Source organism: Bacillus sp. JZ34 (assembly GCF_053903205.1).
Window position 1 is genome coordinate 3,053,934 of sequence record NZ_CP096403.1, and the last position, 26,093, is coordinate 3,080,026.

Here is a 26,093-nt window from a genome sequence, read left to right on the forward strand (position 1 = left end):
TCTTAATATGACTGAATTATCTTAAAATTTTATAGTTGTATATTATTACATAATCATTACAAAAGCAAGGAGTTTTTTGATTTTTTGTAATAATATTAATTTAATCCCATAATTTTAGTATTTTAAAGCGATAGCTTTATAAAGTCTTCTGACGGGAAGGATAAAACGTCGGCAACCTTCAAATTTCGAGCCGATAAATATTTTTTTACAATACTGTAACCGACAGCATATCCGACCATGTCGGGGTAAGGACCTTTTCCAAATAAAATATTGGAGAATAGTCGGTTATCATGTCGGCGCAGCTCGAAATGAGGCTTTACGAACCGGTCCTGGAAATGACAAAGCTGTTTTTCGGAGTAATATGACGTCCATGCAGCTGTTTCGGCTTCCCCCAACCGTTCGAAAACGGCATATTCTGCGATGCCTTCGAGAATGATTGTATCAAGCAGCGTCATCTTTTTTTCTTCTTTCGGCATATTTTCTAACCGGCAAACGTGATTATATTCGTGCGTCATGATCGCAGAAATCGATGACCGGGGAAGATCGGCCGATAAAAACAAAAATAATTTGTCGCTGAACGCAAGGCCTGATTTCGAGCCGAATTCGACGCGGATTTTGCGGTTTCTTTCATCGACCGGCAGGATGAAAATCGGAACATCCGGCCCATTCCATCTTTTGCAGAGCAGCTGTTCTTCCCGTCTGACATGCTGAAATACGCTGTTTTTCTTAAGCTGCTTCATCGTACGCTCGCCGTCCGTCCACGAACGGAACATGCCGTGGGTCTGCAGGTGGCTGACAATCGCCGCCGCATCCGCTTTTGAAGCGCCTTTAAAATACGGCAGGAGAAAGCTTGACAATTCCCGCACGGATGAAGCCTGTTCAAGCCATTCATACGTGCTTGCTATACTCATTTAGATCACACTCCTTTTTCATCTGTATGGTATGCACGCTAAAAAAAACGGCCACCATCTAAAATGGCAGCCGTTTATATTGCGGTTATTCATATTTTTTGAAAATCAGCGTTGCGTTGTGTCCGCCGAAACCGAGCGAGTTGCTGAGCACAACATTTACGTCCTGGCGGCGGGCTTGATCCGGTACATAGTCCAGATCGCAATCTTCATCAGGCGTTTCGATATTGATTGTCGGAGGAATGATGCCTTCCTTAATGGCAAGGACGGAGAAAATCGCTTCGATGCCTCCGGCAGCCCCGAGCAAGTGCCCTGTCATCGATTTTGTCGAGCTGACGGCAAGCTTGTAGGCATGCTCTCCGAACACTTCTTTAATGGCGATCGTTTCAAATTTATCATTGTACGGCGTGCTTGTTCCGTGCGCATTGATATAATCAATGCTATCAGGAGACAGACCCGCATCTTTGATCGCTTCTTTCATGGCTCTGACGCCGCCTTCCCCATTTGGCGCAGGAGCCGTGATATGATAGGCGTCTCCCGTTGATCCGTAGCCGACCACTTCCGCGTAGATTGTCGCTCCGCGGTTTAACGCGTGCTCAAGCTCCTCAAGAACGACGATTCCCGCTCCTTCTCCCATGACGAAGCCGTCGCGGTTTTTGTCAAACGGGCGGCTTGCCGTTTTCGGATCCGGATTAGTGGAGAGCGCTTTATTGGCGGAAAAGCCGGCAAACGACATTCTTGTAAGCGGGGCTTCCGTTCCGCCGGAGATCATGACATCTGCATCGCCGCGCTGAATGACTTTAAAGGCGTCGCCGATTGAGTTCGTACCCGTCGCGCAAGCCGTCACCGTACAAGAGTTGACCCCTTTTGCACCGAGAGAAATCGAAATCTGGCCGGTCGCCATGTCAGGAATCATCATCGGTACAAAGAACGGGCTGACGCGCCGCGGTCCTTTTGTTAAAAATGTTTCGAACTGCTGTTCAAGCGTTTCAAGGCCGCCGATCCCAGAACCGACCCAGACGCCGACCCGGTCTGCGTTGCTCTCGTTAATGTCGAGCCCCGCGTCTTCCACGGCCATTTTCGCCGACACAACGGCATATTGTGTGAAGCGGTCCATTTTTCTCGCGTCTTTTTTATCCATGTAATCTTCTATCTTAAAATCTTTCAGTTCCGCGGCTACTTTAGCTGGATACTCGTCCGCGTTCACCCTTGTAATCGGGCCGATTCCGGAAACCCCGTTAACCGCGTTGTTCCAGCTCGTTTTGACGTCATTACCAAGAGGTGATAAAGCTCCTAATCCGGTAATGACTACTCTTTTACTATTCATAAGTTGCACCTCACCTTTCTTTTAGCGGCCCCAGCGCATGGCGATGGCTCCCCATGTCAAACCTCCGCCGAAGCCGACCATCACAATGACGTCACCGTCTTTTATTTTACCAGCTTCAAGCTCTTCCACAAGAGAAATCGGAATAGAAGCAGCTGATGTGTTTCCGTATTTATGAACCGTTTTAGACATTTTTTCGACTGGAAGCTCCAAACGTTCGCGCGCCGCTTCCATGATCCGGATGTTGGCTTGATGCGGCACCAAAAAGTCGACATCCTCTTTGGATAATCCGGCTTTTTCAATGACATTCACACTGGATTCACCCATTTGGCGGACCGCAAACTTGAACACTTCTCTGCCATTCATGATTGTATGATCTTTTTCATCCAAGTACAAGTGCTTTCCGCCTCTGCCGTCTGCACCGAGCTCAAAAGACAAAATCCCTTTATCGTCGCTGACAGGCCCGACAACTGCGGCGCCCGCTCCGTCTCCGAACAGAACAGCGGTATTGCGGTCATCCCAGTCCGTAATGCCTGAAAGCTTTTCAACTCCGATGACAAGCACATGCTTATACGTCCCGGCTTCGATAAACTGTTTTCCAGTGACTAAACCGTACATAAAACCGGCGCACGCTGCGCTGATATCCATTGCACAGGCATTGAATGCACCGAGCTTTTCTTGAATCATGCAGGACACTGTCGGGAATGCCTGGTCAGGAGTAACGGTGGCGACGAGAATCATATCAAGATCTTCCGCCTCGATGTTTGCGTCTTCCATCGCTCTTCTAGCGGCGGCCACAGCCATGTCGGATGTTTTCTCATCTTCAGCTGCGATTCTTCTTTCTTCTATGCCTGTTCTTGTACGAATCCACTCGTCAGAAGTTTCAACCATTTTTTCCAAGTCGAAATTGGTCAGCACCTTTTCAGGGATGTACCGGCCGATTCCAATAATTCCAGCTTTCATAGGAAAGACTCCTTTATTCATGATTTTTTCCAACTAATGTTATGAGTTATTATTAGTATCTGGTACTAATCCTACCCTATTTTTTTTTAGTTGGCAATATATTCGTCTAATCTAGCAGACCAAAACATTCATATAGTAGTGATATATATGAAAAAGGAGGGATGAAGAGTGGCGAACGACGATTTTTTCACAAAAATGATGTTTGGCGCAAACGCACCCGGCAGGCATGAAGAGACGGAGACGGAGACGGATGCGGAAGCGGAAACCGCCGAAGACGCTGAAGTATCCCAAGAAGCCGATTATATGCACGTGTTGAATCAGGTTGGAGAAATTATGGATTCGCTCGATGAGCTGAAGCCTGTGTTTAAAGAAATCGGCTCAATGGTCAGCGCTTTGAAAAATAAGATTTCCATATAAAAAAGCCACTTCTTCTGAAAAGTGGCTTTTTAAGCGTTTGCGGGCGTTTAAGTCAGGCGTCTGAACCGGCTTCCGCTTTACCGAGCTCGTAAGCCTCGGCCATCACTTTCGTAAACAAGTTCATGAATGGCTCAAGCATTTCCGGGGAAAGTTCGATTCCCGCTTTCTCCATCTCTGCTTTCGCTTCAGGAACGTATTTCATGGCAATTTGCAAAAATTCCATTGATTTTTCGTGCATCTTGATCACCTCAATGTTCGTTTGGCAGTTTGTTTGTTTTTTTGTATTCGTCAATCAGCCGATTCATCTTTTCTTGAAATGACTGATCGACAACAGGGCTGAATTCTCCCATTTCGATGACGCCGTCTTGAATGTCAAATGAGCGCTTGCCGCCTTTAAGCGTTCCTTTATTAAACTCGTCGGCGGTGAGTTCATAAGCGTCGTCTACATGCTGTATGGTGCTTGTCAAAACGACATTCTCACCCAATTCCGACTGGTCGCTTACATATCCGATAGCGTACAGCCCGTCCTTTTTGATTTGTTCAATGACAGGGACATTATACCCGTCTCCGGCCGGATACACAACATCCGCGCCTGCCTTCTTCATTTTTTCATACAGTTTGACGGCATTTTCGCTGTCGTCCCACTGGCCGACATATTCTGTCATCACCTCAATGTCCGGATCGAGGTATTTAGCCCCTTCGGAAAATCCTTCTACTTCAGGCTGCCATTTATACGTTGCGAGCACGCCGATTTTCTTTGTTTTTGACTGATGGGCCGCCGTCATTCCGCCGAAGAACCCCATCGCTTCTCCTTCAAGCGATATGCTTGTCACATTTGGGTGGTCGGCTTTCGAGTTCATTAAAACAAAATGAATATCAGGATAATCTTTGCATATCTCATTAAAGGCTTTTTCATATTCGCTTCCGTGCCCGTAGATGAGGTTGACGCCTTTTTTGTGAAAATCTTCTACAGCCATTTTAATGGCAGCGTCATTATCGATTCCCTCTTTATAATAGACGTCGACATTGTAGACGGATTGTATTCTTAATAATCCTTTATATCCTTTGGTTCCCCATACTTGGTCATTTATCGTATCAGGGACAAGCAAACCGACTTTTTCAATTTTCCCTTTCAGCGGCGATTGTCCGCAGCCGCTTAGCGCCAGGAGAATGAAAAAAATCGCGACAAGCCTGTACACCATGCCATGTTCAACTCCCTTTCGAAAAAACAGCAATTCAAATCTATCTTTATTGTATCCTTTCAAGTGTAAATTAGGAAGATCTTTCTTATTTTTTGTCGAAAAATGTAGACATTTGTCTGATCCATTCTTCAATGATCTCATCGGCTTTATCGTATGGCGTCTTCTGTACAAACTGCAAATCTGAAAAATCTTTTTCAACAGCACAGGCAGCGGCTTGTGCGGCCGCGTCGTTCACAAAAAGCGCTCCGTCCCTGTTTTGTTTATCCTCTGCCCTGACGTCCCACGGACCGAACAGATCCGGAAGCACGATCAGTTCAACACCCTTTTCCTCCATGCCGGCGCGTAAATCATCTTCGAATTGTTCCTGGTAGACAAACAGAATAACAGGCTTGTTTTCAACGCCTGCAGCCAGCGCTTCTTCCGGCACTGAGCCTGTGTATTGGATGAAGACTTGTTCGTACGGGGCTTCAAGCTCTTTTTCGATGAGACGGAAATGCTCGTTTCTTCCCAGCCACATCAGCCGCTCTTCGAGATACATCAGCTTTTTTTCGTCGCTTGTCTGTTCCAGCTTTACATCTATGTCAACACCCTCTTCAAGTAGATGTTCACAAAATGAAAGGCCGAAGAACTCATCTGCTCCATATACAAGTGCCGGCTTCATTCGATGGACCACCTTTCGTTTCAGCTTTTTTTACCAAGCAAAAAACAGCCCTTTTCATCATTTTCGGGCTGCTATTATTCTATTCTCTATAAGACTTTTTCATGCGTTTTGAAAAAGTTCGCGATTGCTGAATGAATGCGCTGAGGATGTTCGGACAGGTGCAGGGTAAGCCCCACGCTGTGACGGCCTTTAAGCTGGCGCTCCTCAAACGTTTTGGCATGGATCATATACGGATACGGTGAGCCGTTCAGTCTTTGCCAAATATGAACGGGTACGAGATTGTGATAAGGGGATATGCTTTTGAACGGATAATCGGCTGCCTCCCGCTCCGTAATTCCGTAGCTTTCGGCAATTTCTTTAATAAACTGTTTGTAGAAAAACTTGTTTTCTTTTTCTCGTTTATGATGAGCCTGAAGATCGAGGCAAGGATTAACCATCGCTGCAGAACGTATTTGGTTCGGGATCGAGCGAAGGAGCTCATCTGCAATGAGGGCCCCTGTGCCTTCCGCCAATAGATGAATTTTTTCATTTAAAATCTCTTGTTTGAACACGTAATGAATCAGCTGTTTGGCGTATGCAACCGCTTTTTCGGAGCCCCAGTGCCTGCCGAACAAATTGCTGTTTACCAGGGTATAGCCTTTGTTTCTCAGGCTCGTTAGAAGCTGATTTCTTCCGTAATGCTGAAGCCAGAAGCTCGAATCTTCCCCGACAAAATGGTTCCGGTCGCCGAAAATGAACACCAGAAAACCGTTCGGCTTGTACGGAAGATGAACCACGTTCCATTCTGAATCCATTTGAAAAAAACGTTCGGTTATTTTCATCACTTGCCTGCCTCCTTCCTGCCGTAATCTGCTCATTATTTTATGTCGTACGTGCAGCAAACGAATAAGGAAAAGTCCCAGTCTTCATGATGAAAAGTAAACTTTAATGAAATACCCTTTCTGATATTTCTGAAAACAGAGTTGAAAGCCCTGTCTTGTTCACTAAAATGTCTTTTCCAGCTGGCTATGTATATGGTATGATAAGTTTTAGAATTGAATGAGAAGGACGAGGTGGGAAACGTGCGATTTGTGGTCGCTTTTTTCTGGACATTTCTTTTGACGCAGATGGCCTGCTATATTGTCGGCGCCATGAACGGTGCTGGGTATGACCTTCAAACCAGTGTCATTATGGGCTTTATCATCACCGCAGCCGTTATTGTTCTTGGAGAAATTATGCCTGTTAAACAGGATGCAAGTCAACATTAAAACCCCGGCTTTTGAAAGCGGGGTTTTTTGCTTTAGACAGACAGCCGTCCGACGGCTGTTTTTTTAAGGCTTTCTTTTATATGTCCAGAGCCGGTTATGGTTGGAGGTTTCAGGGAAGAACTCGCCGGCGCTCAATTTGATTTGTTGAGGGTTCTGAACCATGCTTCCCGTTTCGCCGATCTCCACATACACTCCATTATTGGGCGCTTTTTGGCCCGGCCGGAATTGACGCTGCTGTCCCATTTGCTTCACTCCCTTTTATTATTAGATTGCCCCACTCTCCCAAAAAACATGTCGATTTTATCTTTACATCTGTTTGCTTTGTATAGTTTAATGAGAAAAGTGTTCCGAAAATTAAAACGAACCGCCCGTTCATTCCGTCTTTTAAAAGGGCGTCACAACTTGTGGGAAACGGAGGAGTATCATGGATTTTTTAATGTTGATCAAGTATATCCTTTTAGGGTTGCTTCAGGGACTCACAGAGCCGATTCCTGTTTCTTCAAGCGGCCACTTGGTGCTGGCACAGCACTTTTTAGGCTTGAACATTGAAGGCTTCAGTTTTGAGCTTTTAATGAATGCCGGTTCTTTAATTGCCGTATTGCTCGTCTATAAAAACGATATTTTCAGGCTGGCGGTAAACGGACTGTCTTATGTCACATCAAAAAATGAAAAAGGAAAAGCGGACTTCAGGTTTATCATCTATCTGATCATCGCCACGATTCCTGCCGGTGTCATCGGTGTTTTATTTGATGATGAGATTTCGGCTTTCTTTAAAGACGGCGTCCGGATCACCGCGGTTACTTTGCTGATCACGGGTCTGGCATTGTTTCTCATTCGCAATTTGCGCGGCTGCAAAAACGACGGCGAAATCAGACTGAGAGACGCCGTGATCATCGGCTTGTCGCAAATGGTTGCACTTGTTCCCGGCATCAGCCGTTCGGGAGCGACGATCGTCCCTGCGATGGCGCTCGGCCTCAAATCTGAAACCGCGCTCAGGTTTTCATTTTTACTGTACATACCGGTCAGTCTTGGCGGGACCATTTTAAGCATTACCGATATTTTTCATGATCCGCGTTTAGGGGAGCTTTTCCTTCCTTATTTGTTTGCGTTCATCGCATCGATTATCGCTACATACTTTTCATTGCGCTGGTTCATGAATATTATGGCGAAAGGAAACTTGGTTTATTTCTCGATTTACTGCTTTGTCATCGGCATCGCCGTTTTGATATTCGCCTAAAAAAACAGCTGATCAATTGTGATCAGCTGTTTTTTATTTAAGATAACAGTGCTTTTAATAAAGCTTTTTGGACGTGCAGGCGGTTTTCAGCCTGCTGGAATACCGCTGAATTCGGGCCGTCGATGATCTCTGCGGTGACCTCTTCTTCCCTGTGGGCAGGAAGGCAGTGCAGAAAGACGTAATCCGGTTTGGCATGGGAGACAAGCGCTCTGTTGACCTGATAAGGAGCAAAGATATTCATCCGTTCTTCGGCTTCTTTCTCTTGGCCCATGCTTGTAAACACATCAGAATAGATGACATCCGCTTGTTGAACGGCTGACACGGGGTCATTTGTGATTGTGACGGCCGCTCCGGACTCTTCGGCGAATCCCTCGGCCAGTCTTACCACTTCCTGATTCGGCTCATACCCTTCAGGCGAAGCAACCGTAATGTCGCATCCCACTTTCGCACAGCCGATTAACAGCGAATGCGCGACATTGTTTCCGTCTCCAACATAAACGGCTTTCAGCCCTTTTAATGTTCCTTTCGTCTCTTGAATCGTCAAGAGGTCACTAAGCGCCTGACACGGATGAAAAAGATCGGTCAATCCGTTGATCACGGGAATCTCGGCGTGCTTGGCAAGCTCTTCGACTTTTTCGTGTTCGAATGTGCGGATCATAATCGCGTCGACATAACCCGAAAGCACTTTCGCGGTATCTGCGATCGTTTCCCCTCTGCCCAGCTGCATGTCTTTACTGCTTAAAAACAGGGCGTTTCCGCCGAGCTGCGCCATTCCGGCTTCAAACGATACGCGCGTTCTCGTCGACGACTTTTCAAAGATCATCGCCAATGTTTTTCCTTTAAAGATGTCTTGAATTTTATTTTGCTTCATCGCTGCTGCCTCTTTCAGCAAATAAACGATCTCTTCTTTTGAAAAGTCTTTCAGGCTTAAAAAATCCTTACCCGTCAGATTGATTTCCCGGGTCGCCCCGATGTTTACAGTAGACATGTCTCCACTTCCTTTTTATATAAATCTTTAAGCGACACGGCTTTAGTCGTTCCATGCCCGCTCGTCAAAAATGCCCGCACCGTCTCTTCCTCTGTCATCACCGCCACACCGTGGGTGACGGCTTCCATTCGCTGCTTGCTCGCCTCTTTTGATTCGGCTAAATGGATGTGCAGCGCTTTGTCTTTCCGTTTGATCCAGCCTGGAAAATCGTCCGACTGTACGGTGAAACCCGCCTGTTCTGCGAGAGAACGAAGCTCGCCGGCCCCTTCCATGTAAATGCAGCCTTTCGTTTGCCAGATTCCCGCAAAGATTTTCTTCAGGGCGCTTTCCGGATTGAAGCCGACATACATGCCTTCTCCGGTCGATTTCATTTCCGGTCCAAGCTTCAAATCGACATCCTGAATAGCGTGCGATGAAAAGACCGGAAACTTCACGGCAACGCCGCGTGAGTTTTTGGCGGCAGGGTTCAACTCTTTGAGTGACGAACCGGCCAACAGCTGCGCCGCAAGCGGGATCATCGGAACCCCCATCACCTTGCTGACAACCGGAACCGTCCGGCTCGCCCTCGGATTGACTTCAAGGATGAGCAGTTCATCCGCGTCCGCTATAAATTGAATGTTCATAATACCTTTAAATCCGAGCTTGCGGACGATTTTTGCGGAAGCATCCCGCGCGGCGCTTTTCATCTCCGGAGTGACCGAAGGCCCCGGCAAAATCGCGTAGCTGTCACCTGAATGCACGCCCGCTTTTTCAATATGCTCGATATAAGTCGGGATGTAGAGATCGTCGCCATCGCTGACAAGGTCGATTTCAAACTCTTTTCCCGATACGTATTGATCGATCAGAATCGGGTAAGGCATTTGCGACGCTCCGCCCAGCAGCTCTCTGAGCTCTGCTTCGGAGTGAACGATCATCATGCCCATGCCGCCGATCACATATGACGGCCTGATCAGCACAGGATAGCCGATTTCGTTTGCTTTCTGCACCGCTTCCGCTTTTGATGAAGCCGTTTCTCCTTTAGCATGAGAAATGCCGAGCTCGTCAAGAAGCTGATAAAATTGATCACGGTCTTCAAGTATGTCAAGGGTTTCCGATGATGTCCCAAGCAGGGTGATGCCCGCTTTTTCAATCGCTTCAGCCACATTGATGGCGGATTGGCCGCCGAATTGAACAATCGCAAAATCGATATCTTCCGCTTCAGCGACATTGAGAATATGCTCGGGTGTAATCGGTTCAAAGTACAGGCGGTCTGCCATTTCATAATCCGTGCTGACGGTTTCCGGGTTGTTGTTCAGCATGATCGTTTCAAACCCGAGGTTTTTCAGCGTCATGACGCCGTGCACGGCGCTGTAGTCAAACTCGACTCCCTGGCCGATCCGTATCGGGCCGGAACCGATGATCAGGGCGCGCTTTTTCGTTTTTTGAGAGATGTCTCCGTCGCTTTTCCCAAAATACGTCGAGTAAAAATAGTTTGTCTTCGCATCAAATTCAGCTGCGCATGTATCGACGATTTTAAAGGATGCGGCTATGCCCATTTTCTTGCGGAACGCGCGCACTTCTTCTTCCGTCTTTCCGGTGAGGGAAGCGATCGTAAAGTCGGTAAATCCCTTTTCTTTTACCTTTTTCAAAAGGCTGACGGACAGCGCGTCTCCCTGTTCCATCAACATGTTTTCCAGCTGAATGATATTAGAAAACACATGAAGGAAATAGTTATCGATTTTCGTTTTCTCGTGTATCTCGCTGATGGAAGCCCCCCTGCTCAGCAGCTCCATGACCGCAAAGAAACGGCGGTCATCAGGAGTCTCAAGCAGCTTCCACAACACTTCTGAAGATGCGCCGCCAAGTTCGGGCAAATGGGTTCCTGACGTTTTCAGCTCAAGGGATGCGACCGCTTTTTGCAGGGCCGCTTCAAGATTGCGGTCAATCGCCATGACTTCTCCCGTCGCTTTCATTTTCGTGCCGAGCTTACGGTCGGCTTGTTTGAATTTGTCGAACGGCCAGCGCGGAAATTTGACGACGACATAGTCAAGAGCAGGCTCGAAGCTGGCGTATGTCGAATCTGTGAGCGGATTTTTCAGCTCGGCAAGCGTGTAGCCGACAGCCAGTTTAGCCGCCATTTTTGCGATCGGATAGCCGGTCGCTTTTGAGGCGAGGGCCGATGAACGGCTTACTCTCGGATTCACCTCGATGACATAATAATTTTTGCTTTCCGGGTCCAGGGCGAATTGAATGTTGCAGCCGCCGACGACATCGAGCGCGGAAATGATCTTTAAGCTGGCAGAACGAAGCATTTGATAATCCGCATCCGTTAATGTCTGCGACGGGGCGACAACGATCGAATCCCCCGTATGGACGCCGACCGGATCGATGTTTTCCATATTGCAGACGGTAATGCATGTATTGTTTCTGTCACGCATGACTTCGTATTCGATTTCTTTAAAACCGGCAATGCTTTTTTCGACAAGACATTGGTGAATCGGGCTTGCGAGGAGGGCGCTTTCGATTAAAGGCAGGAACTCCTCTTTCGTCGCCGCGATGCCGCCTCCTTTTCCGCCCAATGTATAGGCCGGCCGCACGATAATCGGAAAACCGATTGAGAGCGCAAAACGAAGCGCATCATCATGATTGTCAACAATTTCTGAATCCGGCACAGGTTCGTTCAGCTCCTTCATCAAGGCGCGGAACTTTTCCCTGTCTTCGCCCTTTTCGATCGTATCAACAGATGTTCCAAGCAGCTTTACCCCGTATGTTTTAAGAATGCCGGCCTTTTCGAGCTCGACAGCCAAATTCAGCGCTGTCTGTCCGCCCAGATTGGCGAGCAGTCCGTCCGGTTTTTCACGCTTGATGATTTGTGTGAGGCTTTCCACTGTCAAGGGCTCAAAATAGATTTCATCTGCAAAAGATTCATCGGTCATGATGGTCGCCGGGTTGCTGTTGACAAGAATCACCCGGTAGCCTTCGCTTTTCAGCGCCATGCAGCCCTGGGTTCCGGAGTAGTCGAATTCAGCGGCCTGCCCGATGATAATCGGCCCCGACCCGATAACGAGAATGCTTTTGATGGTTTGATCTTTAGGCATGGGCGATCTCTCTCCTTGCTTCGTTCAATTTCTTCAAATATTCGCCGAATATCCACTCGCTTTCAGCCGGTCCCGGATGGGCTTCCGGATGAAACTGAACGGATATGACAGGCAGTGTTTTATGCATCAGCCCTTCTACTGAACCGTCGTTGACATGATAAAATCTGACGGAAAATTCATTTTCGCTGATGGTGTCCCGATCGACGACATAGCTGTGGTTTTGGCTTGTCATGAACACGCGTCCGGTCTCTTTGTCCATGACCGGATGATTGGCTCCCCTGTGGCCGAACGGAAGCTTATACGTGTCGCTTCCGAATGCGAGCGCGATCAGCTGGTGCCCGAGACAGATGCCGAGAGTCGGATAGGAAGAGATGATATCCCGGAGTGCATCCATATATGGAAGGATCGCTTTCGGATCGCCCGGCCCGTTTGAAAGGACGATCCCGTCCGGATTCAGCTTTGAAATGCCGTCCATCTCTTGATAGGGAACGACCGTTACTTTGCAGCCCCGGTTTGCAAGCGATGAAGCGATCGACTTTTTATAGCCGAAATCGATCACCGCAATATGCGTATTGCCTTCCCTAAAGGCGCCGTTTTCGTTTTGTCCGGCAACCTGTGCCGCATAGTTTTCCAGCTGGCGCGGAGCCGGAATGCCGTCCTTTTGTTTCGTCAGTCTGGCATTCAGCGTCCCCTTTGCCCTGATATGCTGAACAACCGCTCTTGTGTCCACGTGCGATAAAAGCGGAACATCCCACTTCGCCAAGTATTCCCGAAGGCTTTCTGTCGCCTGATGATGGGAAAACCTGTCGCACGCTTCATAGACGACAACCCCTTTCACCTGAGGCCGTTTGCTTTCATCATCGCTTTCGTTTATTCCGTAGTTGCCAATCAGCGGGTACGTAAAGACAATAATCTGGCCTTTATAAGAAGGGTCTGTCAAAACCTCCTGATAGCCGGTCATGCCCGTAAAAAAGACGACTTCACCGGTGCAGCCGTCAAGACCGTCCAGTTCACCGCTGAAGGATGTACCATCTTCAAGAACTAAATATCCTTCCATCTTATGCCCACCTTTGATGAATAAATAATGATATTCATGAATTTTTATACTTACATATCGAAAAAAAATTACTGTTTTACAGCTGAATGATCTGCCATGACAGCTTTCAGTTTTTCCACGGCCGCTTTGATTTCACTTTTCGCAACCGTCAATGGCGGCAGAAGTCTGATGACGTTCGGACCCGCGGGAAGAACGAGCAAACCTTCCTTTTGAAGCGCTTCGATCAGCGGCTGTACAGGTTCCTTGCACTCGATTCCGGCGATCAGCCCTTTCCCGCGGATATCTTTTACAAGCGGAAATTGAAGCTTTTCTTTCAGCTGTTGATGCAAAAATGCTCCTTTGGCGCTCACTTCTTCAAGAAAGCTGCTTTCAAAAATGGTCTCCAACGTGGCGTTTGCCGCAGCCATCGCCAGCATGTTCCCTCCGAATGTCGAGCCGTGGGAACCCGGAGAGAACGCTTCTGAAAGCTCTTTTTTCCCGATCACGGCTCCGACCGGAAAACCGCTGCCCAGTCCTTTCGCGACGGTGATGATATCAGGTGACAGCCCTTCGTGTTCATATCCGAAAGCTTTACCGGTGCGTCCAATTCCTGTTTGAACTTCGTCGACGATAAGGAGAGCCTGCTTATCGCGGCAAAAATCTTGAACGCTCTGCAGAAATTCCCTGCTCGCAGGGATGACGCCGCCTTCGCCTTGAATCGGCTCGAGCATCACTGCCGCGATATCTTTTTCATCCTGCAATTCGGCAAATGCTTTCGGCTCGTTGTAAGGTAAGTAGTGGAATCCTTCAAGCATCGGTCCGAATCCGAGCTTGATCTTTTCCTGTCCGGTTGCGGCCATTCCCGCATACGTGCGTCCGTGGAACGATTGCTGAAACGTTATGATTTTTGTTTTTTGCGTATGTTTTCGTGCGAGCTTCACCGCCCCTTCATTCGCTTCCGCCCCGCTGTTGCAAAAGAAGACAAGATCGCCTGCACTGTTTTTGGCAAGAAGCTGTGCAACCTTTTCTTGAAGCTCATTTTGAAACAGATTGGAAACATGCCAGACATCATCAAGCTGTTTTTTGACAGCAGCTGTCACTGAATCGGGGCAATGCCCGAGATTGCAGACCGCGATTCCCTGGACGAAATCAAGATAAGCGTTCCCCTTCTCATCCTGAACGATCGTGCCTTTCGCTTTTTTAATATTGATATTCCAGCGGCTGTACGTCTGAAATAAATGACTCACGATACGGCCTCCTTTTGTTTAATGATTTTCGTGCCGATGAAATCGTCTTTCGTGAGGAAAGATCCTTTTCCGCTCACGATCATCACTTCATCCACTTCATCTGTGAGGGCTTCTTTTGCAGAATGCACTTTTGGTATCATGCCTCCCGAGATCACGCCTTCAGCAATCAGGCTTTCGATGTCTGCCGGCGTCAGCTCTTTCAGCATTTCTTCGTTTTTCATAATCCCTTTAACGTCTGTCACAAACATTAATTTGTCAGCGTGCAAGGCTGCCGCAACAGCCGACGCCGCCAAATCGGCGTTCACATTCAAAGTCTCACAGCCATCCGTCATCGAGAGGGGGGCGATAACCGGAATAAAGCCTTTTTCCATGAGCGCTTCGGCCATTCGGCCGTTTACTTTTTTAATGCGCCCGACCTGACCGTATTCTTTTTCATTTAAATAGTCGGCAAGGAGCAGTCCCCCGTCTTTTCCTGATACGCCGACAGCCGGAAGGCCGTGCTTTGTCAGCTCGGCAACGAAAAATTTGTTGATCGAACCGGATAAGACCATTTCAGCGACTTCAAGAACCGCTTTTGTCGTCTTACGCTGTCCGTTGACGAATTCGCTTCGAATATTGAGTTTCTTCAGCATCTTTGTAATATCGGGCCCGCCCCCGTGGACGAGTGCGATTTTCCAGCCGCTTTCGGTCAGCTCTTTCAGATTTTGAAAAAATTCGTCCGATAGTTCGCGGATGACGCTTCCGCCGCATTTAAAAACGATTGTTTTATCCATTGTGATCCCCTTTTTACGTCCGATAGCTCGCATTGATTTTGACGTATTCATAAGTTAAATCGCAGCCCCAAGCCGTACCCTTTCCGTCACCTTCCTGCAAGCGAACCTCGATTTTCACTTCGCTGTTTTCTAAATATGTTTTGGCCAGCTCTTCTGAAAACGGCTGCGGTTCGTTATTTTTAAAAAGGCATTGGCCGCCCAGGTAGATTTCTACCTTCTCCGGTGTCACAGCAGCCATGCTGTCTCCGATCGCGACAATGATTCTGCCCCAGTTCGCATCCGTTCCGTAAACCGCGGTTTTTACAAGGTTTGAGCCGACGATTTTTTTGGCGATGATTTGCGCTTCAAGATTGCTTTTCGCACCGTTCACTTCAACCTCGATCAGCTTTGTCGCCCCTTCCCCGTCTCTCGCGATTTGTTTGGCGAGGTCTGTGCAGGCAAGCTGCAGGCCTTTTTTGAAAACCGGCCAATCTTCGTGTTCTTCATGGAGGCGCTCATTTCCGGCGCATCCGTTCGCCATGACGAGCACCATATCGTTAGTCGATGTGTCGCCGTCGACTGTGATCTGGTTGAATGAAACGTCCGTAATTTCCCTTAATGCCCTTTGCAGCGCGCTTTCTTCGATGCATGCATCTGTTGTGACAAAGCCGAGCATCGTCGCCATATTCGGGTGGATCATCCCCGACCCTTTGGCTGCTCCGCCAATCGTCACTCTTTGACCGCCGATCATCAGTTCATAGCACGTTTGTTTGATCACCGTGTCTGTCGTTAAGATCGCTTCTTCGAAATCGCCTTCGGCAGGCTCAGTCTCGGCGAGAAGGCTGATGCCTTTTGTAATGCTCTCCATATTGAGGTATTCGCCGATGACGCCGGTTGAGGACACGGCCACCAGTTCCGGCTCGATCCCAAGCATATCAGCGCTTTGGCGGCGCATCTCATATGCATCTTTTAAGCCCTGCTCTCCCGTACATGCGTTGGCATTTGCGCTGTTGACGATGACGGCTTGCAGATGCGCGCTTTTTTTGAGACTTTCCTGCGTCACCTTGATCGGCGCAGCCTGAAAGTGGCTTTGCGTATAAACGGCGGCGCTCACCGCCGGTCTTGAGCTGATGATAATTCCAAGATCCTTTTTTGAATAGCGGAGGCCGCAGTGAACCCCTTTTGCCAAATAGCCTTTAGGCGAAGCGACATTTCCGTCTGTTTTTTTTATGCTGTCTTGACTCACCTGAATCATATGTTTGTTCTCTCCCGTCTTATGGATAAATTGGCGTAAATTCAAGCCCGGCGGTTTCGCTCCAGCCGTTCATAATGTTGAAGTTTTGAACAGCCTGACCCGCGGCTCCCTTCATCAAGTTATCGATCACTGACACAATTGTCACTCTGTTCGTCCGTTCATCAACGGTAACGCCGATATCGCAAAAATTGCTGCCGTACACCTCTTTAGTTGCAGGGAACGAACCGGGTTCTCTCACTCTGACAAAGTATGAATCTTTATAAAATTTTGAAAAAATAAGTTGGAGCTGTTCGGCATCCATGCTGTCTTTCAGTTCTGTGTAGATGGTCGCCATAATGCCCCTTGTCATCGGAACTAAATGCGTGCTGAATGTGATCGGTTTAAATGCGGAGTCCCATTGTTTAACAGTCTGCTCGATTTCAGGCGTATGCTGGTGTTCGTTTACCTTATATATTTTGAAATTGTCATTGATCTCTGAAAAGTGAGTGCCCATCGACGCCTTTCTGCCTGCTCCCGATACCCCTGTTTTCGCATCGATGATGACAAAAGATTCGTTGATGCTGCCGCTTTTGACGAGCGGCGCCAAGCCGAGAAGAACCGCTGTCGGGAAACAACCTGGATTGGCTATGTACTGCGCCGTTTTAATGTCTTCCCGATTCAGCTCAGACAGTCCGTATACCGCTTTTTGAATCACGTGTTCAGGGGCGGCTTCCCTTTTATACCACTTTTCATAGGCGCTCGGGTTCTGCAGCCTGAGATCGCCGGACAGGTCAATGATCGGTATGTCATATGCATCAAACTGTGGCGTCAGCCGGCTGGATACCCCCGGAGGCGCAGCCATAAATAAAAAATCGATTTCGTTCGCAATTTTCTTTACTTCGATCGGTTGCAGGTGTTGATCTGTCAGTTTCATAAGGTGCGGGTATGCGGCATCATAGCGGGCTCCCTCATCACTCGATGAATACAATATGCATTCATCTACATAAGGGTGCAACTTCATAATCCTCATAATCTCTGCCCCTCCATAGCCAGTAGCACCTATAATACCTATTTTCAAAACAAGTTCACCTTCTTGGTCTTTGTGAAATTATTTAACATTATAACATGAATAAAAATTAATTCAATTGTATATTTAATATTTTTTTCATCTTTCATATTGGTTCTTTCTTCCCGCCGGCGGTCCTTTTTCAGCGGCTTGGTCGTGCTCCGTTCCCTTCTTCCCGGATTCTCCGCTTTTCAAACCGGAGAATGTGCCGGCTGGCGTTTTTGCAATAAAAAAAGAACGCTTGTACAAGCGTTCTTTTTATAACGGGAGTGGCGATCTGCCTGGATACGCCCGTGTTATCTATTACAGCGGCTCCCTTTTCAAAACAGAAAGAGCCTGTCAACGGTTGAGCAGGCTCTGGAAACGTTATTGTATGCCAAGTGCGATTTTCGCATATCGCGACATTTTGTCCCGTGTCCAAGGCGGATTCCAGACGATATGAACGTCAACTTCCTTGACTTCAGGAATATCTGCGAGCGCTTTTTTGACTTCATCCACAATGATCGGTGCCAGTGGACAGCCCATTGAAGTCAAAGTCATAGTCACGTCAGTTTTGCCGTTCTCATCCATATCCACGTCATATACAAGGCCGAGATTGACGATATCGACGCCCAGTTCAGGGTCAACGACCTGTTCAAGGGCGCCCATGATGTTCTCTTTTAATGCTTCATCCACTCTTCCTCACTCCTTTTTTCATCAGTATAACGCACTTCTTTCATTTTCTAAACCGATAGCACTTAAAGGTGCGCATCAAACCATTCGACTGTTTTCAAAAGGCCTTCCCTTGATACTTTATGCCCGGCCCGCTCATCTTCGATAAAATGCAGCAAATCAGGCCGAGTTTCATACAGCGGAATCGTCGATTCATAGAAGCGGCGCGCCAAAGCAAACGGAACGGTGCCATCCTGTTTGCCGTGCCAAAATAAAAGCGGCCTCATCTTCAATTTGTCCGGCTGCAGACTCAAGTCAAAACGCTTCAGTTTATCGCGCTGCTGTTCGATTTGTCCTTCTGTGAAAGGAAGTTCAATTTTCTTTTCACGCATAAAAGCGAGCTGTTGATCAAAAAATTCTACATAGGCGGGACTGCCCATTAAACTGACGGCAGTTGTAATCCATTCGTATTGTGTCAAAGCGCCGAGCGTGACAATACCGCCCATCGAAGTTCCGGCGGCGCCGATACGGCCCTTTTCAATCAGGTTTTCCTGTTCAAAGTGGTTTTTCAGCACTTCGAGCTCTTTGATTTCATTCGTGACGATCTCCCAAAACCTCGGGGCGAGCTCTTCCTGAGTGAGCTGTTCTTCCCTCTCCCCGTGATAAAGAGCCTCAGGCAGGACCACGCGCATTCCTTTTTCGGCAAGCAGATATGCGAAGTGAAGGTTATGCTCTTTTGCGCTTGTAAAACCATGTATGAAGAAAACAAGAGGAAGAGCTTTCTCTTTTTTCTCCTCTTTTACAATATGCAAAAGAGGAATGTTTGAAATATGTTGCTTCTCGATTATGATCACGACTGTTTCTTCCTCCTTTTAGGATGTCCATCATCATAAGTTTAACATGTAGACAATAAAGAAGGTAAAAAGATACACTATAGGTAGTCAGAACTTTCAAATTCACAACAAAGGAGCATTTATGGAGACAAAACCATATTTAATTGCATTGGACTTAGACGGTACATTATTAAAAGACGACAAGACCATCTCGGAAAGCTCCAGCGACGTCATCCGCAAGCTGCGGGAAGATGGACATTACGTGTGCATTTCTACGGGAAGACCGTTCCGAGCAAGCTCCGTGTATTATGATCAGCTCCAGCTCGATACGCCGATCGTCAATTTCAACGGGGCGTTTGTCCATCATCCTAAAGATCAAAGCTGGGGACGCTTCCATACATCTCTTGATCTCGAGGTGGTCAAACAGATTATTGAAGTCAGCGAGACATACAACGTACATAATATCCTTGCTGAAATTGTCGATGATGTTTATTTTCATTATCATGACGAAAAACTGATTGATGTCTTTACGATGGGCAGCCCGAATATTACGGTCGGAGATTTAAGGACAAACCTCGGCCAGGATGTGACAAGCGTACTGATCCACGCAAAAGAAGAGGATGTTCCGGCGATCCGCTCCTACCTGTCAGACGTTCACGCGGAGATGGTCGATCATCGAAGATGGGCGGCTCCGTGGCATGTGATCGAACTGATTAAAAGCGGCATCAATAAAGCGGTCGGCTTAGAGAAAATCACGGACTATTACGGGATACCGCCTGAGCGGGTCATTGCCTTCGGCGATGAAGACAACGACCTTGAAATGCTTGAGTTCGCGGGCTGCGGCGTGGCGATGGGCAACGGCATCGAAGGGGTAAAAAGCGTTGCAAACAAGGTTACAAAATCAAACGAAGAAGACGGAATCGCAGTCTTTTTGAAGGACTACTTCGCTTTATAATATTATAATTTGCCATTCATAAACGGCTTTTCAAAACGGCAATACTATGAGAAGACGGCCGCACCGGACCGTCACTCGTGTTAAGGGGGAATTTCAAGATGGGTAAACGCAGCAAATCAAAACGGTTTATTCAGCAAGGCAAGGATTCGCTTAAACAGCATGCCGCCAGGTTCCCTTACCGCTCCACATTAGAAGAGGCTGAACAAAAGAGCGGCCCGACGGAATGCGGAGGGCTGTAACATGAGAAACGAACTGTTTCAAATGGCCAAAGCAGCCGTTCATGAAGCTGAAGCTTCGACAGATTCAGGCGAAAAGGCGAAAGCCGTTGCAAGAGCCAAAAACGCCCTTTCCTCGGCATACGCCAATTCAACTGATGCCGAACGGCGCCAGCTTCACGATCTTCAGGAGCAGCTAGATCAACGATCATAACAACACGCCGGCTTTTTGACAGCCGGAGAGGAGTCTGTGCCATCGGCACGGCTCCTTTTTTATGTTCAAATTTCAAAACATAAAAATTTGACATCGGAAGCAAAAGGAAGTACATTATAAAAGGCGAACATTTTATATAACAAATAAATAAATATTCGTTTTTGGGGGTTTTTATATTGGAAAACGTGTTTGATTACGAGGATATTCAACTAATTCCTGCAAAGTGCATCGTCAAGAGCCGCTCTGAATGTGATCCGTCCGTGCAGTTCGGCGGAAGAACATTTAAACTGCCTGTGGTGCCCGCCAATATGCAGACCATTATAGATGAAAAGCTGGCTGTTTCATTAGCGGAAAACGGTTACTTTTATGTGATGCACCGCTTTGAGCCGGAAACACGGATCGATTTTGTAAAAGACATGAAGGCGCGCGGTTTGTTTTCTTCAATCAGCGTCGGAGTCAAAGATGACGAATACGCGTTTATCGAAGAGCTGGTGAAAGAGAATCTCACGCCTGATTACATCACGATCGATATCGCTCACGGTCACTCGAACGCCGTCATCAATATGATTCAGCACATTAAAAAACATCTTCCGGACAGCTTCGTGATCGCAGGAAATGTCGGAACGCCCGAAGCTGTGAGAGAACTTGAAAACGCCGGCGCCGACGCTACAAAAGTCGGCATCGGTCCCGGAAAAGTCTGCATTACAAAAATTAAAACCGGTTTTGGAACGGGCGGCTGGCAGCTGGCTGCGCTGCGCTGGTGTGCAAAAGCGGCGAGCAAGCCGATCATTGCAGACGGCGGCATCCGCACTCACGGGGACATCGCCAAATCGGTCAGATTCGGGGCGACGATGGTCATGATCGGTTCGCTGTTTGCCGGACATGAAGAATCGCCGGGGGCAACGATCGAAAAAGACGGCAAGCTTTACAAAGAATATTTTGGTTCCGCTTCTGAGTACCAAAAAGGTGAAAAGAAAAATGTCGAAGGCAAAAAAATGTACGTGGAGCATAAAGGCGCGATCATGGATACGCTGACAGAAATGGAACAGGATCTGCAATCATCCATTTCTTACGCGGGAGGAAACAAGCTCGATGCGATCCGCAACGTAGACTACGTTATCGTTAAAAATTCTATTTTCAACGGGGATCAATATTAACGGTCACAGGGCGGTGTTCAGGCAGCCGCCTTCCCTTCTGCCTGACAGCATACAAAAAGGCATCCTTCCCGGGATGCCTTTTTTGACGGCTATTTCACTTCAAACGTTTTGCCGGTCCTCAAAGTTGCAAACTGTTCCGATCTTCCCAAAAATGTCACGTTTACTTCATATGTGCCGGGTTCAGGCACCTCTTTCCATACATCAGTAAAATCGTAAGACTCTTTCGGTTTGAGCGTCATCGTCTGGAACGCCTGCGTAAACATTTTTCCTTTCGAATAGCGGTACCTTTCATTCCCTTCTTTGTCGCTGACGATCAGTTCAAATTTCTGTCCGCTGCTGAATTCAAACTCTGCCACATCATCCGTATGGTTGACAACCGACATCCGAAATTCGATTTCTCCCTGCTTCTGAACGGGTTCAACCGTTAATGTTACACTCCCGTTATTCACTTCCCCTGATACCTCCTTATCGGGGACTTGATCCCCGTTTTGCCCGCATCCACCGACAAACAGCAACATTACAATCATGGAAATCAGCCGCATTCATTCACCCTTTCATTAATCTTTGCGGAAAAACCCTAAAACCTGCGTTGTCTGCACGACGTTTGTGAAAGCATTTGGATCCACTTCATTAATGATTTTTTCCAAGTCGTATAATTCGTATCTTGTAATCACAATGATCATCATTTCTTTCTGTTCATTCGTAAAGGCGCCTTTCGCCGGAACGGTTGTAATGCCGCGGACCATCTTTCCGTAAATCGCTTCTTTGATCTCCTCCGCTTTCTTTGTGACAATCATAACGGTGAGCTTGGCGTGACGGGTGTGGATGGCATCGATCACCCTGGTTGTCACATATAGTGTAACGAGCGTATATAATGCTTTCTCCCACCCGTTCAATAATCCTGCTGTTAAAATGATCGCACCGTTTAAAATAAAGAAATAGGTGCCGACCGGTTTGTCTTTCCACTTCGCCAGGATCATCGCGATAATATCCAAACCGCCCGTTGAAGCCCCGTATTTAAGGGTCAGGCCGATTCCGACCGCGGCGATCACCCCGCCGAACACGGCGTTCAGCAAAATATCGTTTGACAGGCTCGCCTCAGGGAGCATTCCTAAAAAGACCGTCGTCAAGGCTACGCTCAAAATGCTGTAAACCGTAAATGAGCGCCCGACCTTCAGCCAGCCCAGAATCCCGACGGGAATGTTTAAAATAAACAATAGCGTCCCCGTTGAAAAGTAAATCGGGCTGTACTGGTCAAGCGCACTCGATAAAAGCTGCGCCACCCCCGTAAAGCCGCTGGCGTAAACATCGGCGGGAATCAGAAACAGATTCAATCCGATGGCATTTAACAAGGCGCCGATGATGACAATGAACAATTTTTTTGCTTCAGCTATGACCATATTTAGTTCCTCCGCTACTTTCGTATATATTTGGTTTACCCTTAAAACAATATTTTGAAAACGTCAATGTAAAAATATATGATATAGTTGACCTAAAAAACGAAATATACCGAAGGACAGTTTGGCGTCCTTTTCCACCATTTTTTAGAAAGAAGGGGTTCAAATGAACGTTCACCTTTTAGCAGACAGTGCGGCAGATTTGCCGAAATCTTTTTATGATGAACATCACATCTCATTTATTCCGTTAAAGGTGCTGCTTGATGAAAAAGAGTACGATGACCTTCTGACGATTCAGCCTCTGGACGTTTATGAAGCGATGCGCGAAGGCAAAGCGCCGAAAACGTCCCAGCCGTCCATGATGCGGTTCAAGAATGCATTCAGCGAGCTGGCCGGCGAAAACAAACCCGCTCTCTATATCGCCTTTTCTTCAGAGCTTTCCGGAACATACCAGACGGCTGTGATGGCAGCAAACGAAGTCAAGGAAGAGTTCCCTGATTTCGATCTGCGGATCATCGACTCAAAATGCGCTTCATTAGGCTATGGGCTCGCGGTTAAGCACGCCCTTAAACTCGCAACTAACGGCAATACAATACAAGAAATTGAATCGTCTGTAAAGGACTTTTGCGAACATCTTGAACATATTTTTACCGTAGATGACCTGACTTATTTGGCAAGAGGCGGAAGAATCAGCAAAGCATCGGCTTTTGTCGGCGGTTTGCTGAATATTAAACCGCTCCTGCATGTTGAAGACGGCAAGCTTGTCCCCTTGGAAAAAATCCGGGGCAAAAAGAAGCTGCTCAAACGGATGATCGAATTGATGAAAGAAAGAAGCGTCGATTTGAGCGGACAGACGGTCGGCATCAGCCACGGAGATGACGAAGAGACGGCCGAAGAGGTCAAACGGATGATCGAAGCCGAATTTCAGCCGGGGGAAATCGTCGTCAACATGGTCGGTTCAGCGGTCGGCGCCCATTCCGGCCCCGGAACATTGGCGGTCTTTTTTCCGGGGAAAGACAAAAGATAAGGTAAAACAGAGGCCTGCTTGATAAAAGCAGGCCTTAGATTGTTGACAAAATCCCAAAACGGCTCTTAGTTTTGGGATTTTGTCATCCTATCAGCGTGATTGAAAACCCTTGCAGTTTAGGAAGGCCGAGCATCGGAGCGGAGCGAATGTTGCAATTCGTGAGCACCGACGCGCAGGCCTGACAACGAATGCGAGGGTTTGTCGACACGCTGAGGCCTGCTTGATAAAAGCAGGCCTTCTTCGTCAGCTGTCTTCGGTGACTGTTCCTTCAGCGGCGACCGGTGTAAGCGCTCCATCAAGAAAACCGGCAGCCGCTGTCGCGACATCAGGACCTCCAGACCCCTCGACCACTTTTTCCATTGTGATCGGACAAATTTTGAACGCACCGCCAAAATTGACGACTCCTCCTGCCGAAACACTTTGAATATAAACTGAGCAGCAATGTTTCATACCAAGTCTCCTTTTTTTGGGTCTTATGATATGTGTATGCTGGCGGTACAAGGAGGCATAAACTTCCCGGCAAAAAACATCGCGGTTGGGAGAGTACATAGTTTCGCCGGCAGTGTGCAAGCTAAAAGCGACATTTTGACAGGAGGTGCTTCCTCATGAAAGATGATGATAAAAAGCCAGTTGACAACAACGCCGTCAACCAGCAGAAAAACCGGCTCGCTGAAAAGAACAGACAAGCCGGTAAACACCAGGAATCAAAGAAGCCTGATCACTTGTAAAAAACCGGCGGCGTCCTCATCGGACGCCGCCTCATATTTATTTTTTCTCGTATGTCCAGCCCTCTTCCTGATAGATTTTATCCTGTTTCATCAGATGGCCGAGCGCCCTTTTAAATGCTGCTTTGCTCATGTTGAAGCGCTCTTTGATATCCTCAGGGTCACTTTTATCCCAGAACGGCATCGCGCCGTTTCTCGTTCTCATATAAGTCAAAATTTGTTCTGCATCAACCGACAAGGCATCCTGCTTTCTTGGCAGAAGCGACAGATTAACAGAACCGTCTTCTTTTACTTTGATCACCCTTGCGGTCAGCTTTTCCCCAAGCCTCGGCTCTTCCTTTCGCTCAGAAGAATGGATAAAGCCTCTGATGCCGGTTTCGGAAATCATAAAAGAGCCTGATGCGATCAAGCGGTAGATCGTTCCGGTGAGCTCTTTATTCATCAGACCGGGTGAAGCTTCACTAAACAGCTCGCTGATCTTATCCTCCGGCGCCGGTTTGGCAAACATCCTTCCGTGCCCCGTGATTTTCAGCATACAGTACAGCCTGTCCCCTTTTTGCGGCCATACTGATTCATACGGCGGGAGATGCTCTGTCGCAACGAGGGCGTCCTTCGAGAGCCCGACATCGACGAAAACCCCCATGCCGCTGACGGCATCAACGACTTCCACCCAGCCGTACTGTTCAGCGCTGATCATCGGCTTTCTCATCGTAGCCGCCAAGCGATCTTCATGATCGACATATAAAAAGACATCGACCTCTTCTCTGTCTTCAATATCCTCCGTGATCTCGCTCTGATGCAGAAGGACCGCCGTTTCGCCGTCCGTCAAAAAGTAACCGTAATCGGCTTTATGATCTATTTTCAATGTTAGCTGCTGTCCTGGTTTCATACTGTTTCTTCCTTTCTTATCCGCCTGTTTTTCTTTTTCTTATTATTCCTCCAATGTTAAAATTATTGCCGGATCGCGGCCAGGCAAACCGCTCGATATTGGAAGTTTCACCTTATTCTACTATAATTGACTCATAAGTAAAATGGATGGAGGTTTTCACATGGCGAAAGAAAGCTCATTTGATATCGTCTCAAAGGTTGAACTGCCTGAAGTTCAAAACGCAATTCAGACCGCTCTCAAGGAAATCGGCACACGCTATGATTTCAAAGGGTCAAAAAGCAGCATCACACTCGAAGGAGACGAGCTCGTTCTCGTATCGGACGACGAATTTAAAATGAACCAGCTGAAAGACGTGCTTGTCGGCAAACTGATCAAGCGGAACGTCCCGACGAAAAACATCGAATACTCAAAGCTTGAGAACGCTTCAGGCGGCACGGTCAGACAGCGCGGAAAACTAGTTCAGGGCATCGACAAAGAAAACGCGAAAAAAATCAATAACCTGATAAAAAAATCGGGTCTGAAAGTTAAATCGCAAGTGCAGGATGATCAAGTCCGCGTAACCGGAAAAAATAAAGACGACCTTCAGCAAATCATCGCGATGGTGAGGGAAGCCGACCTGCCGATTGATGTCCAATTTATAAATTTTCGATAAATTCTTAATTTACTGTTGA

Annotated in this window: 30 protein-coding genes and 1 pseudogene; 10 read left to right on the forward strand and 21 right to left on the reverse strand. The window is 47.5% G+C overall.

The annotated features are described in order from the left end of the window. Positions 1-122 precede the first annotated feature (122 nt). The 3 genes from M1D90_RS15515 to M1D90_RS15525 all read right to left on the reverse strand — a co-directional run bounded on the left by M1D90_RS15515 (position 123) and on the right by M1D90_RS15525 (position 3,195). A complete protein-coding gene (locus M1D90_RS15515; protein ID WP_023856645.1) occupies positions 123-911 on the reverse strand; it encodes a DUF2268 domain-containing protein in 789 nt (262 codons plus the stop codon). Positions 912-996: 85 nt separating this feature from the next. After that, the gene (gene fabF / locus M1D90_RS15520) at positions 997-2,235 is read right to left on the reverse strand and encodes a beta-ketoacyl-ACP synthase II (protein WP_003180590.1); all 1,239 of its coding nucleotides are present in this window, start codon (positions 2,233-2,235) and stop codon (positions 997-999) included. Between the two features lie 21 nt (positions 2,236-2,256). Then, entirely contained in the window at positions 2,257-3,195 is a 939-nt protein-coding gene (locus M1D90_RS15525; RefSeq protein ID WP_003180588.1) for a beta-ketoacyl-ACP synthase III, read from the reverse strand. Positions 3,196-3,363: 168 nt separating this feature from the next. On the opposite strand from M1D90_RS15525, the gene M1D90_RS15530 reads away from it, so the two are divergent. Further along, entirely contained in the window at positions 3,364-3,612 is a 249-nt protein-coding gene (locus M1D90_RS15530; RefSeq protein WP_050820917.1) for a hypothetical protein, read from the forward strand. A gap of 52 nt (positions 3,613-3,664) precedes the next feature. Here M1D90_RS15530 and M1D90_RS15535 read toward each other — a convergent pair whose 3' ends face one another. The 4 genes from M1D90_RS15535 to M1D90_RS15550 form a co-directional block, all read right to left on the reverse strand. After that, positions 3,665-3,850 carry a ComZ family protein gene (locus M1D90_RS15535; RefSeq protein ID WP_011197761.1) on the reverse strand — a complete coding sequence of 62 codons (186 nt, stop codon included), beginning with the start codon at positions 3,848-3,850 and terminating at the stop codon, positions 3,665-3,667. 10 nt (positions 3,851-3,860) lie between these two features. Continuing rightward, positions 3,861-4,814, reverse strand: coding sequence for a BMP family ABC transporter substrate-binding protein (locus M1D90_RS15540; RefSeq protein ID WP_020450927.1), 954 nt, complete (start codon positions 4,812-4,814; stop codon positions 3,861-3,863). Positions 4,815-4,899: 85 nt separating this feature from the next. Then, complete coding sequence (locus M1D90_RS15545; RefSeq protein ID WP_035338965.1) at positions 4,900-5,475, reverse strand: hypothetical protein; 576 nt, start codon at positions 5,473-5,475, stop codon at positions 4,900-4,902. Between the two features lie 86 nt (positions 5,476-5,561). Further along, positions 5,562-6,296 (reverse strand): hypothetical protein, encoded by a 735-nt coding sequence (locus M1D90_RS15550; RefSeq protein ID WP_035338967.1) that lies wholly within the window; start codon positions 6,294-6,296, stop codon positions 5,562-5,564. Between the two features lie 231 nt (positions 6,297-6,527). On the opposite strand from M1D90_RS15550, the gene M1D90_RS15555 reads away from it, so the two are divergent. Beyond that, positions 6,528-6,722, forward strand: coding sequence for a YjzD family protein (locus M1D90_RS15555; RefSeq protein ID WP_009328851.1), 195 nt, complete (start codon positions 6,528-6,530; stop codon positions 6,720-6,722). A gap of 63 nt (positions 6,723-6,785) precedes the next feature. Here M1D90_RS15555 and M1D90_RS15560 read toward each other — a convergent pair whose 3' ends face one another. Then, positions 6,786-6,965 carry a YjzC family protein gene (locus tag M1D90_RS15560; protein WP_003180573.1) on the reverse strand — a complete coding sequence of 60 codons (180 nt, stop codon included), beginning with the start codon at positions 6,963-6,965 and terminating at the stop codon, positions 6,786-6,788. A gap of 181 nt (positions 6,966-7,146) precedes the next feature. Between M1D90_RS15560 and M1D90_RS15565 the strand changes: the two genes are divergently transcribed. Beyond that, positions 7,147-7,959: an undecaprenyl-diphosphate phosphatase gene (locus M1D90_RS15565; RefSeq protein ID WP_146873598.1), complete on the forward strand. Its 813-nt coding sequence runs from the start codon at positions 7,147-7,149 to the stop codon at positions 7,957-7,959. A gap of 37 nt (positions 7,960-7,996) precedes the next feature. Here M1D90_RS15565 and argF read toward each other — a convergent pair whose 3' ends face one another. The 9 genes from argF to M1D90_RS15610 form a co-directional block, all read right to left on the reverse strand. Beyond that, positions 7,997-8,947, reverse strand: a complete 951-nt coding sequence (gene argF, locus M1D90_RS15570) for an ornithine carbamoyltransferase (protein ID WP_020450924.1) — start codon at positions 8,945-8,947, stop codon at positions 7,997-7,999. Beyond that, complete coding sequence (locus M1D90_RS15575; RefSeq protein ID WP_456282863.1) at positions 8,935-12,024, reverse strand: carbamoyl phosphate synthase large subunit; 3,090 nt, start codon at positions 12,022-12,024, stop codon at positions 8,935-8,937. The genes argF and M1D90_RS15575 overlap by 13 nt, the downstream gene beginning before the upstream one ends. Then, positions 12,017-13,081, reverse strand: a complete 1,065-nt coding sequence (locus M1D90_RS15580) for a carbamoyl phosphate synthase small subunit (RefSeq protein WP_043054285.1) — start codon at positions 13,079-13,081, stop codon at positions 12,017-12,019. Before M1D90_RS15580 ends, M1D90_RS15575 begins: the two co-directional genes overlap by 8 nt. Positions 13,082-13,149: 68 nt before the next feature. Beyond that, a complete protein-coding gene (locus M1D90_RS15585) occupies positions 13,150-14,307 on the reverse strand; it encodes an acetylornithine transaminase (protein ID WP_095290020.1) in 1,158 nt (385 codons plus the stop codon). After that, entirely contained in the window at positions 14,304-15,080 is a 777-nt protein-coding gene (gene argB, locus M1D90_RS15590; protein ID WP_020450920.1) for an acetylglutamate kinase, read from the reverse strand. The genes M1D90_RS15585 and argB overlap by 4 nt, the downstream gene beginning before the upstream one ends. A 13-nt stretch (positions 15,081-15,093) precedes the next feature. Further along, complete coding sequence (gene argJ, locus M1D90_RS15595) at positions 15,094-16,314, reverse strand: bifunctional ornithine acetyltransferase/N-acetylglutamate synthase (protein ID WP_023856641.1); 1,221 nt, start codon at positions 16,312-16,314, stop codon at positions 15,094-15,096. A gap of 19 nt (positions 16,315-16,333) precedes the next feature. Beyond that, complete coding sequence (gene argC, locus M1D90_RS15600; RefSeq protein ID WP_456282864.1) at positions 16,334-17,371, reverse strand: N-acetyl-gamma-glutamyl-phosphate reductase; 1,038 nt, start codon at positions 17,369-17,371, stop codon at positions 16,334-16,336. Between the two features lie 354 nt (positions 17,372-17,725). Next, positions 17,726-18,034 carry a metal-sulfur cluster assembly factor gene (locus M1D90_RS15605; protein ID WP_003180552.1) on the reverse strand — a complete coding sequence of 103 codons (309 nt, stop codon included), beginning with the start codon at positions 18,032-18,034 and terminating at the stop codon, positions 17,726-17,728. A gap of 62 nt (positions 18,035-18,096) precedes the next feature. Next, positions 18,097-18,864, reverse strand: coding sequence for a prolyl oligopeptidase family serine peptidase (locus tag M1D90_RS15610; protein WP_003180551.1), 768 nt, complete (start codon positions 18,862-18,864; stop codon positions 18,097-18,099). A gap of 121 nt (positions 18,865-18,985) precedes the next feature. Between M1D90_RS15610 and M1D90_RS15615 the strand changes: the two genes are divergently transcribed. The 4 genes from M1D90_RS15615 to guaC all read left to right on the forward strand — a co-directional run bounded on the left by M1D90_RS15615 (position 18,986) and on the right by guaC (position 21,384). Beyond that, a complete protein-coding gene (locus M1D90_RS15615; protein ID WP_020450916.1) occupies positions 18,986-19,798 on the forward strand; it encodes a Cof-type HAD-IIB family hydrolase in 813 nt (270 codons plus the stop codon). Positions 19,799-19,896: 98 nt separating this feature from the next. Further along, entirely contained in the window at positions 19,897-20,037 is a 141-nt protein-coding gene (locus M1D90_RS15620; RefSeq protein WP_003180548.1) for a hypothetical protein, read from the forward strand. Position 20,038: 1 nt separating this feature from the next. Beyond that, positions 20,039-20,227: a DUF3813 domain-containing protein gene (locus M1D90_RS15625; RefSeq protein WP_020450915.1), complete on the forward strand. Its 189-nt coding sequence runs from the start codon at positions 20,039-20,041 to the stop codon at positions 20,225-20,227. A gap of 176 nt (positions 20,228-20,403) precedes the next feature. Then, positions 20,404-21,384 carry a GMP reductase gene (gene guaC / locus M1D90_RS15630; protein WP_020450914.1) on the forward strand — a complete coding sequence of 327 codons (981 nt, stop codon included), beginning with the start codon at positions 20,404-20,406 and terminating at the stop codon, positions 21,382-21,384. 89 nt (positions 21,385-21,473) lie between these two features. Here the strand turns inward: guaC and M1D90_RS15635 are convergent, their stop codons facing one another. Both M1D90_RS15635 and M1D90_RS15640 read right to left on the reverse strand, forming a co-directional pair. Then, positions 21,474-21,926 (reverse strand): BsuPI-related putative proteinase inhibitor, encoded by a 453-nt coding sequence (locus tag M1D90_RS15635; RefSeq protein ID WP_079289421.1) that lies wholly within the window; start codon positions 21,924-21,926, stop codon positions 21,474-21,476. A 15-nt stretch (positions 21,927-21,941) separates the two neighbouring features. Continuing rightward, complete coding sequence (locus M1D90_RS15640; RefSeq protein WP_020450912.1) at positions 21,942-22,784, reverse strand: YitT family protein; 843 nt, start codon at positions 22,782-22,784, stop codon at positions 21,942-21,944. Positions 22,785-22,947: 163 nt separating this feature from the next. On the opposite strand from M1D90_RS15640, the gene M1D90_RS15645 reads away from it, so the two are divergent. Then, positions 22,948-23,808, forward strand: a complete 861-nt coding sequence (locus tag M1D90_RS15645; RefSeq protein WP_039072668.1) for a DegV family protein — start codon at positions 22,948-22,950, stop codon at positions 23,806-23,808. A gap of 243 nt (positions 23,809-24,051) precedes the next feature. Here M1D90_RS15645 and M1D90_RS15650 read toward each other — a convergent pair whose 3' ends face one another. After that, complete coding sequence (locus M1D90_RS15650) at positions 24,052-24,258, reverse strand: spore germination protein (protein WP_026579910.1); 207 nt, start codon at positions 24,256-24,258, stop codon at positions 24,052-24,054. A gap of 155 nt (positions 24,259-24,413) precedes the next feature. On the opposite strand from M1D90_RS15650, the gene M1D90_RS15655 reads away from it, so the two are divergent. Further along, on the forward strand, positions 24,414-24,536 hold the full coding sequence (locus M1D90_RS15655) for a DUF3941 domain-containing protein (protein WP_023856637.1): 123 nt from the start codon (positions 24,414-24,416) through the stop codon (positions 24,534-24,536). 37 nt (positions 24,537-24,573) lie between these two features. On the opposite strand, the pseudogene M1D90_RS15660 reads toward M1D90_RS15655, so the two are convergent. After that, positions 24,574-25,442, reverse strand: a pseudogene (locus tag M1D90_RS15660) (CvfB family protein). A 140-nt stretch (positions 25,443-25,582) separates the two neighbouring features. Between M1D90_RS15660 and M1D90_RS15665 the strand changes: the two are divergent. Continuing rightward, complete coding sequence (locus M1D90_RS15665) at positions 25,583-26,074, forward strand: YajQ family cyclic di-GMP-binding protein (protein ID WP_003180528.1); 492 nt, start codon at positions 25,583-25,585, stop codon at positions 26,072-26,074. Positions 26,075-26,093 lie beyond the last annotated feature (19 nt).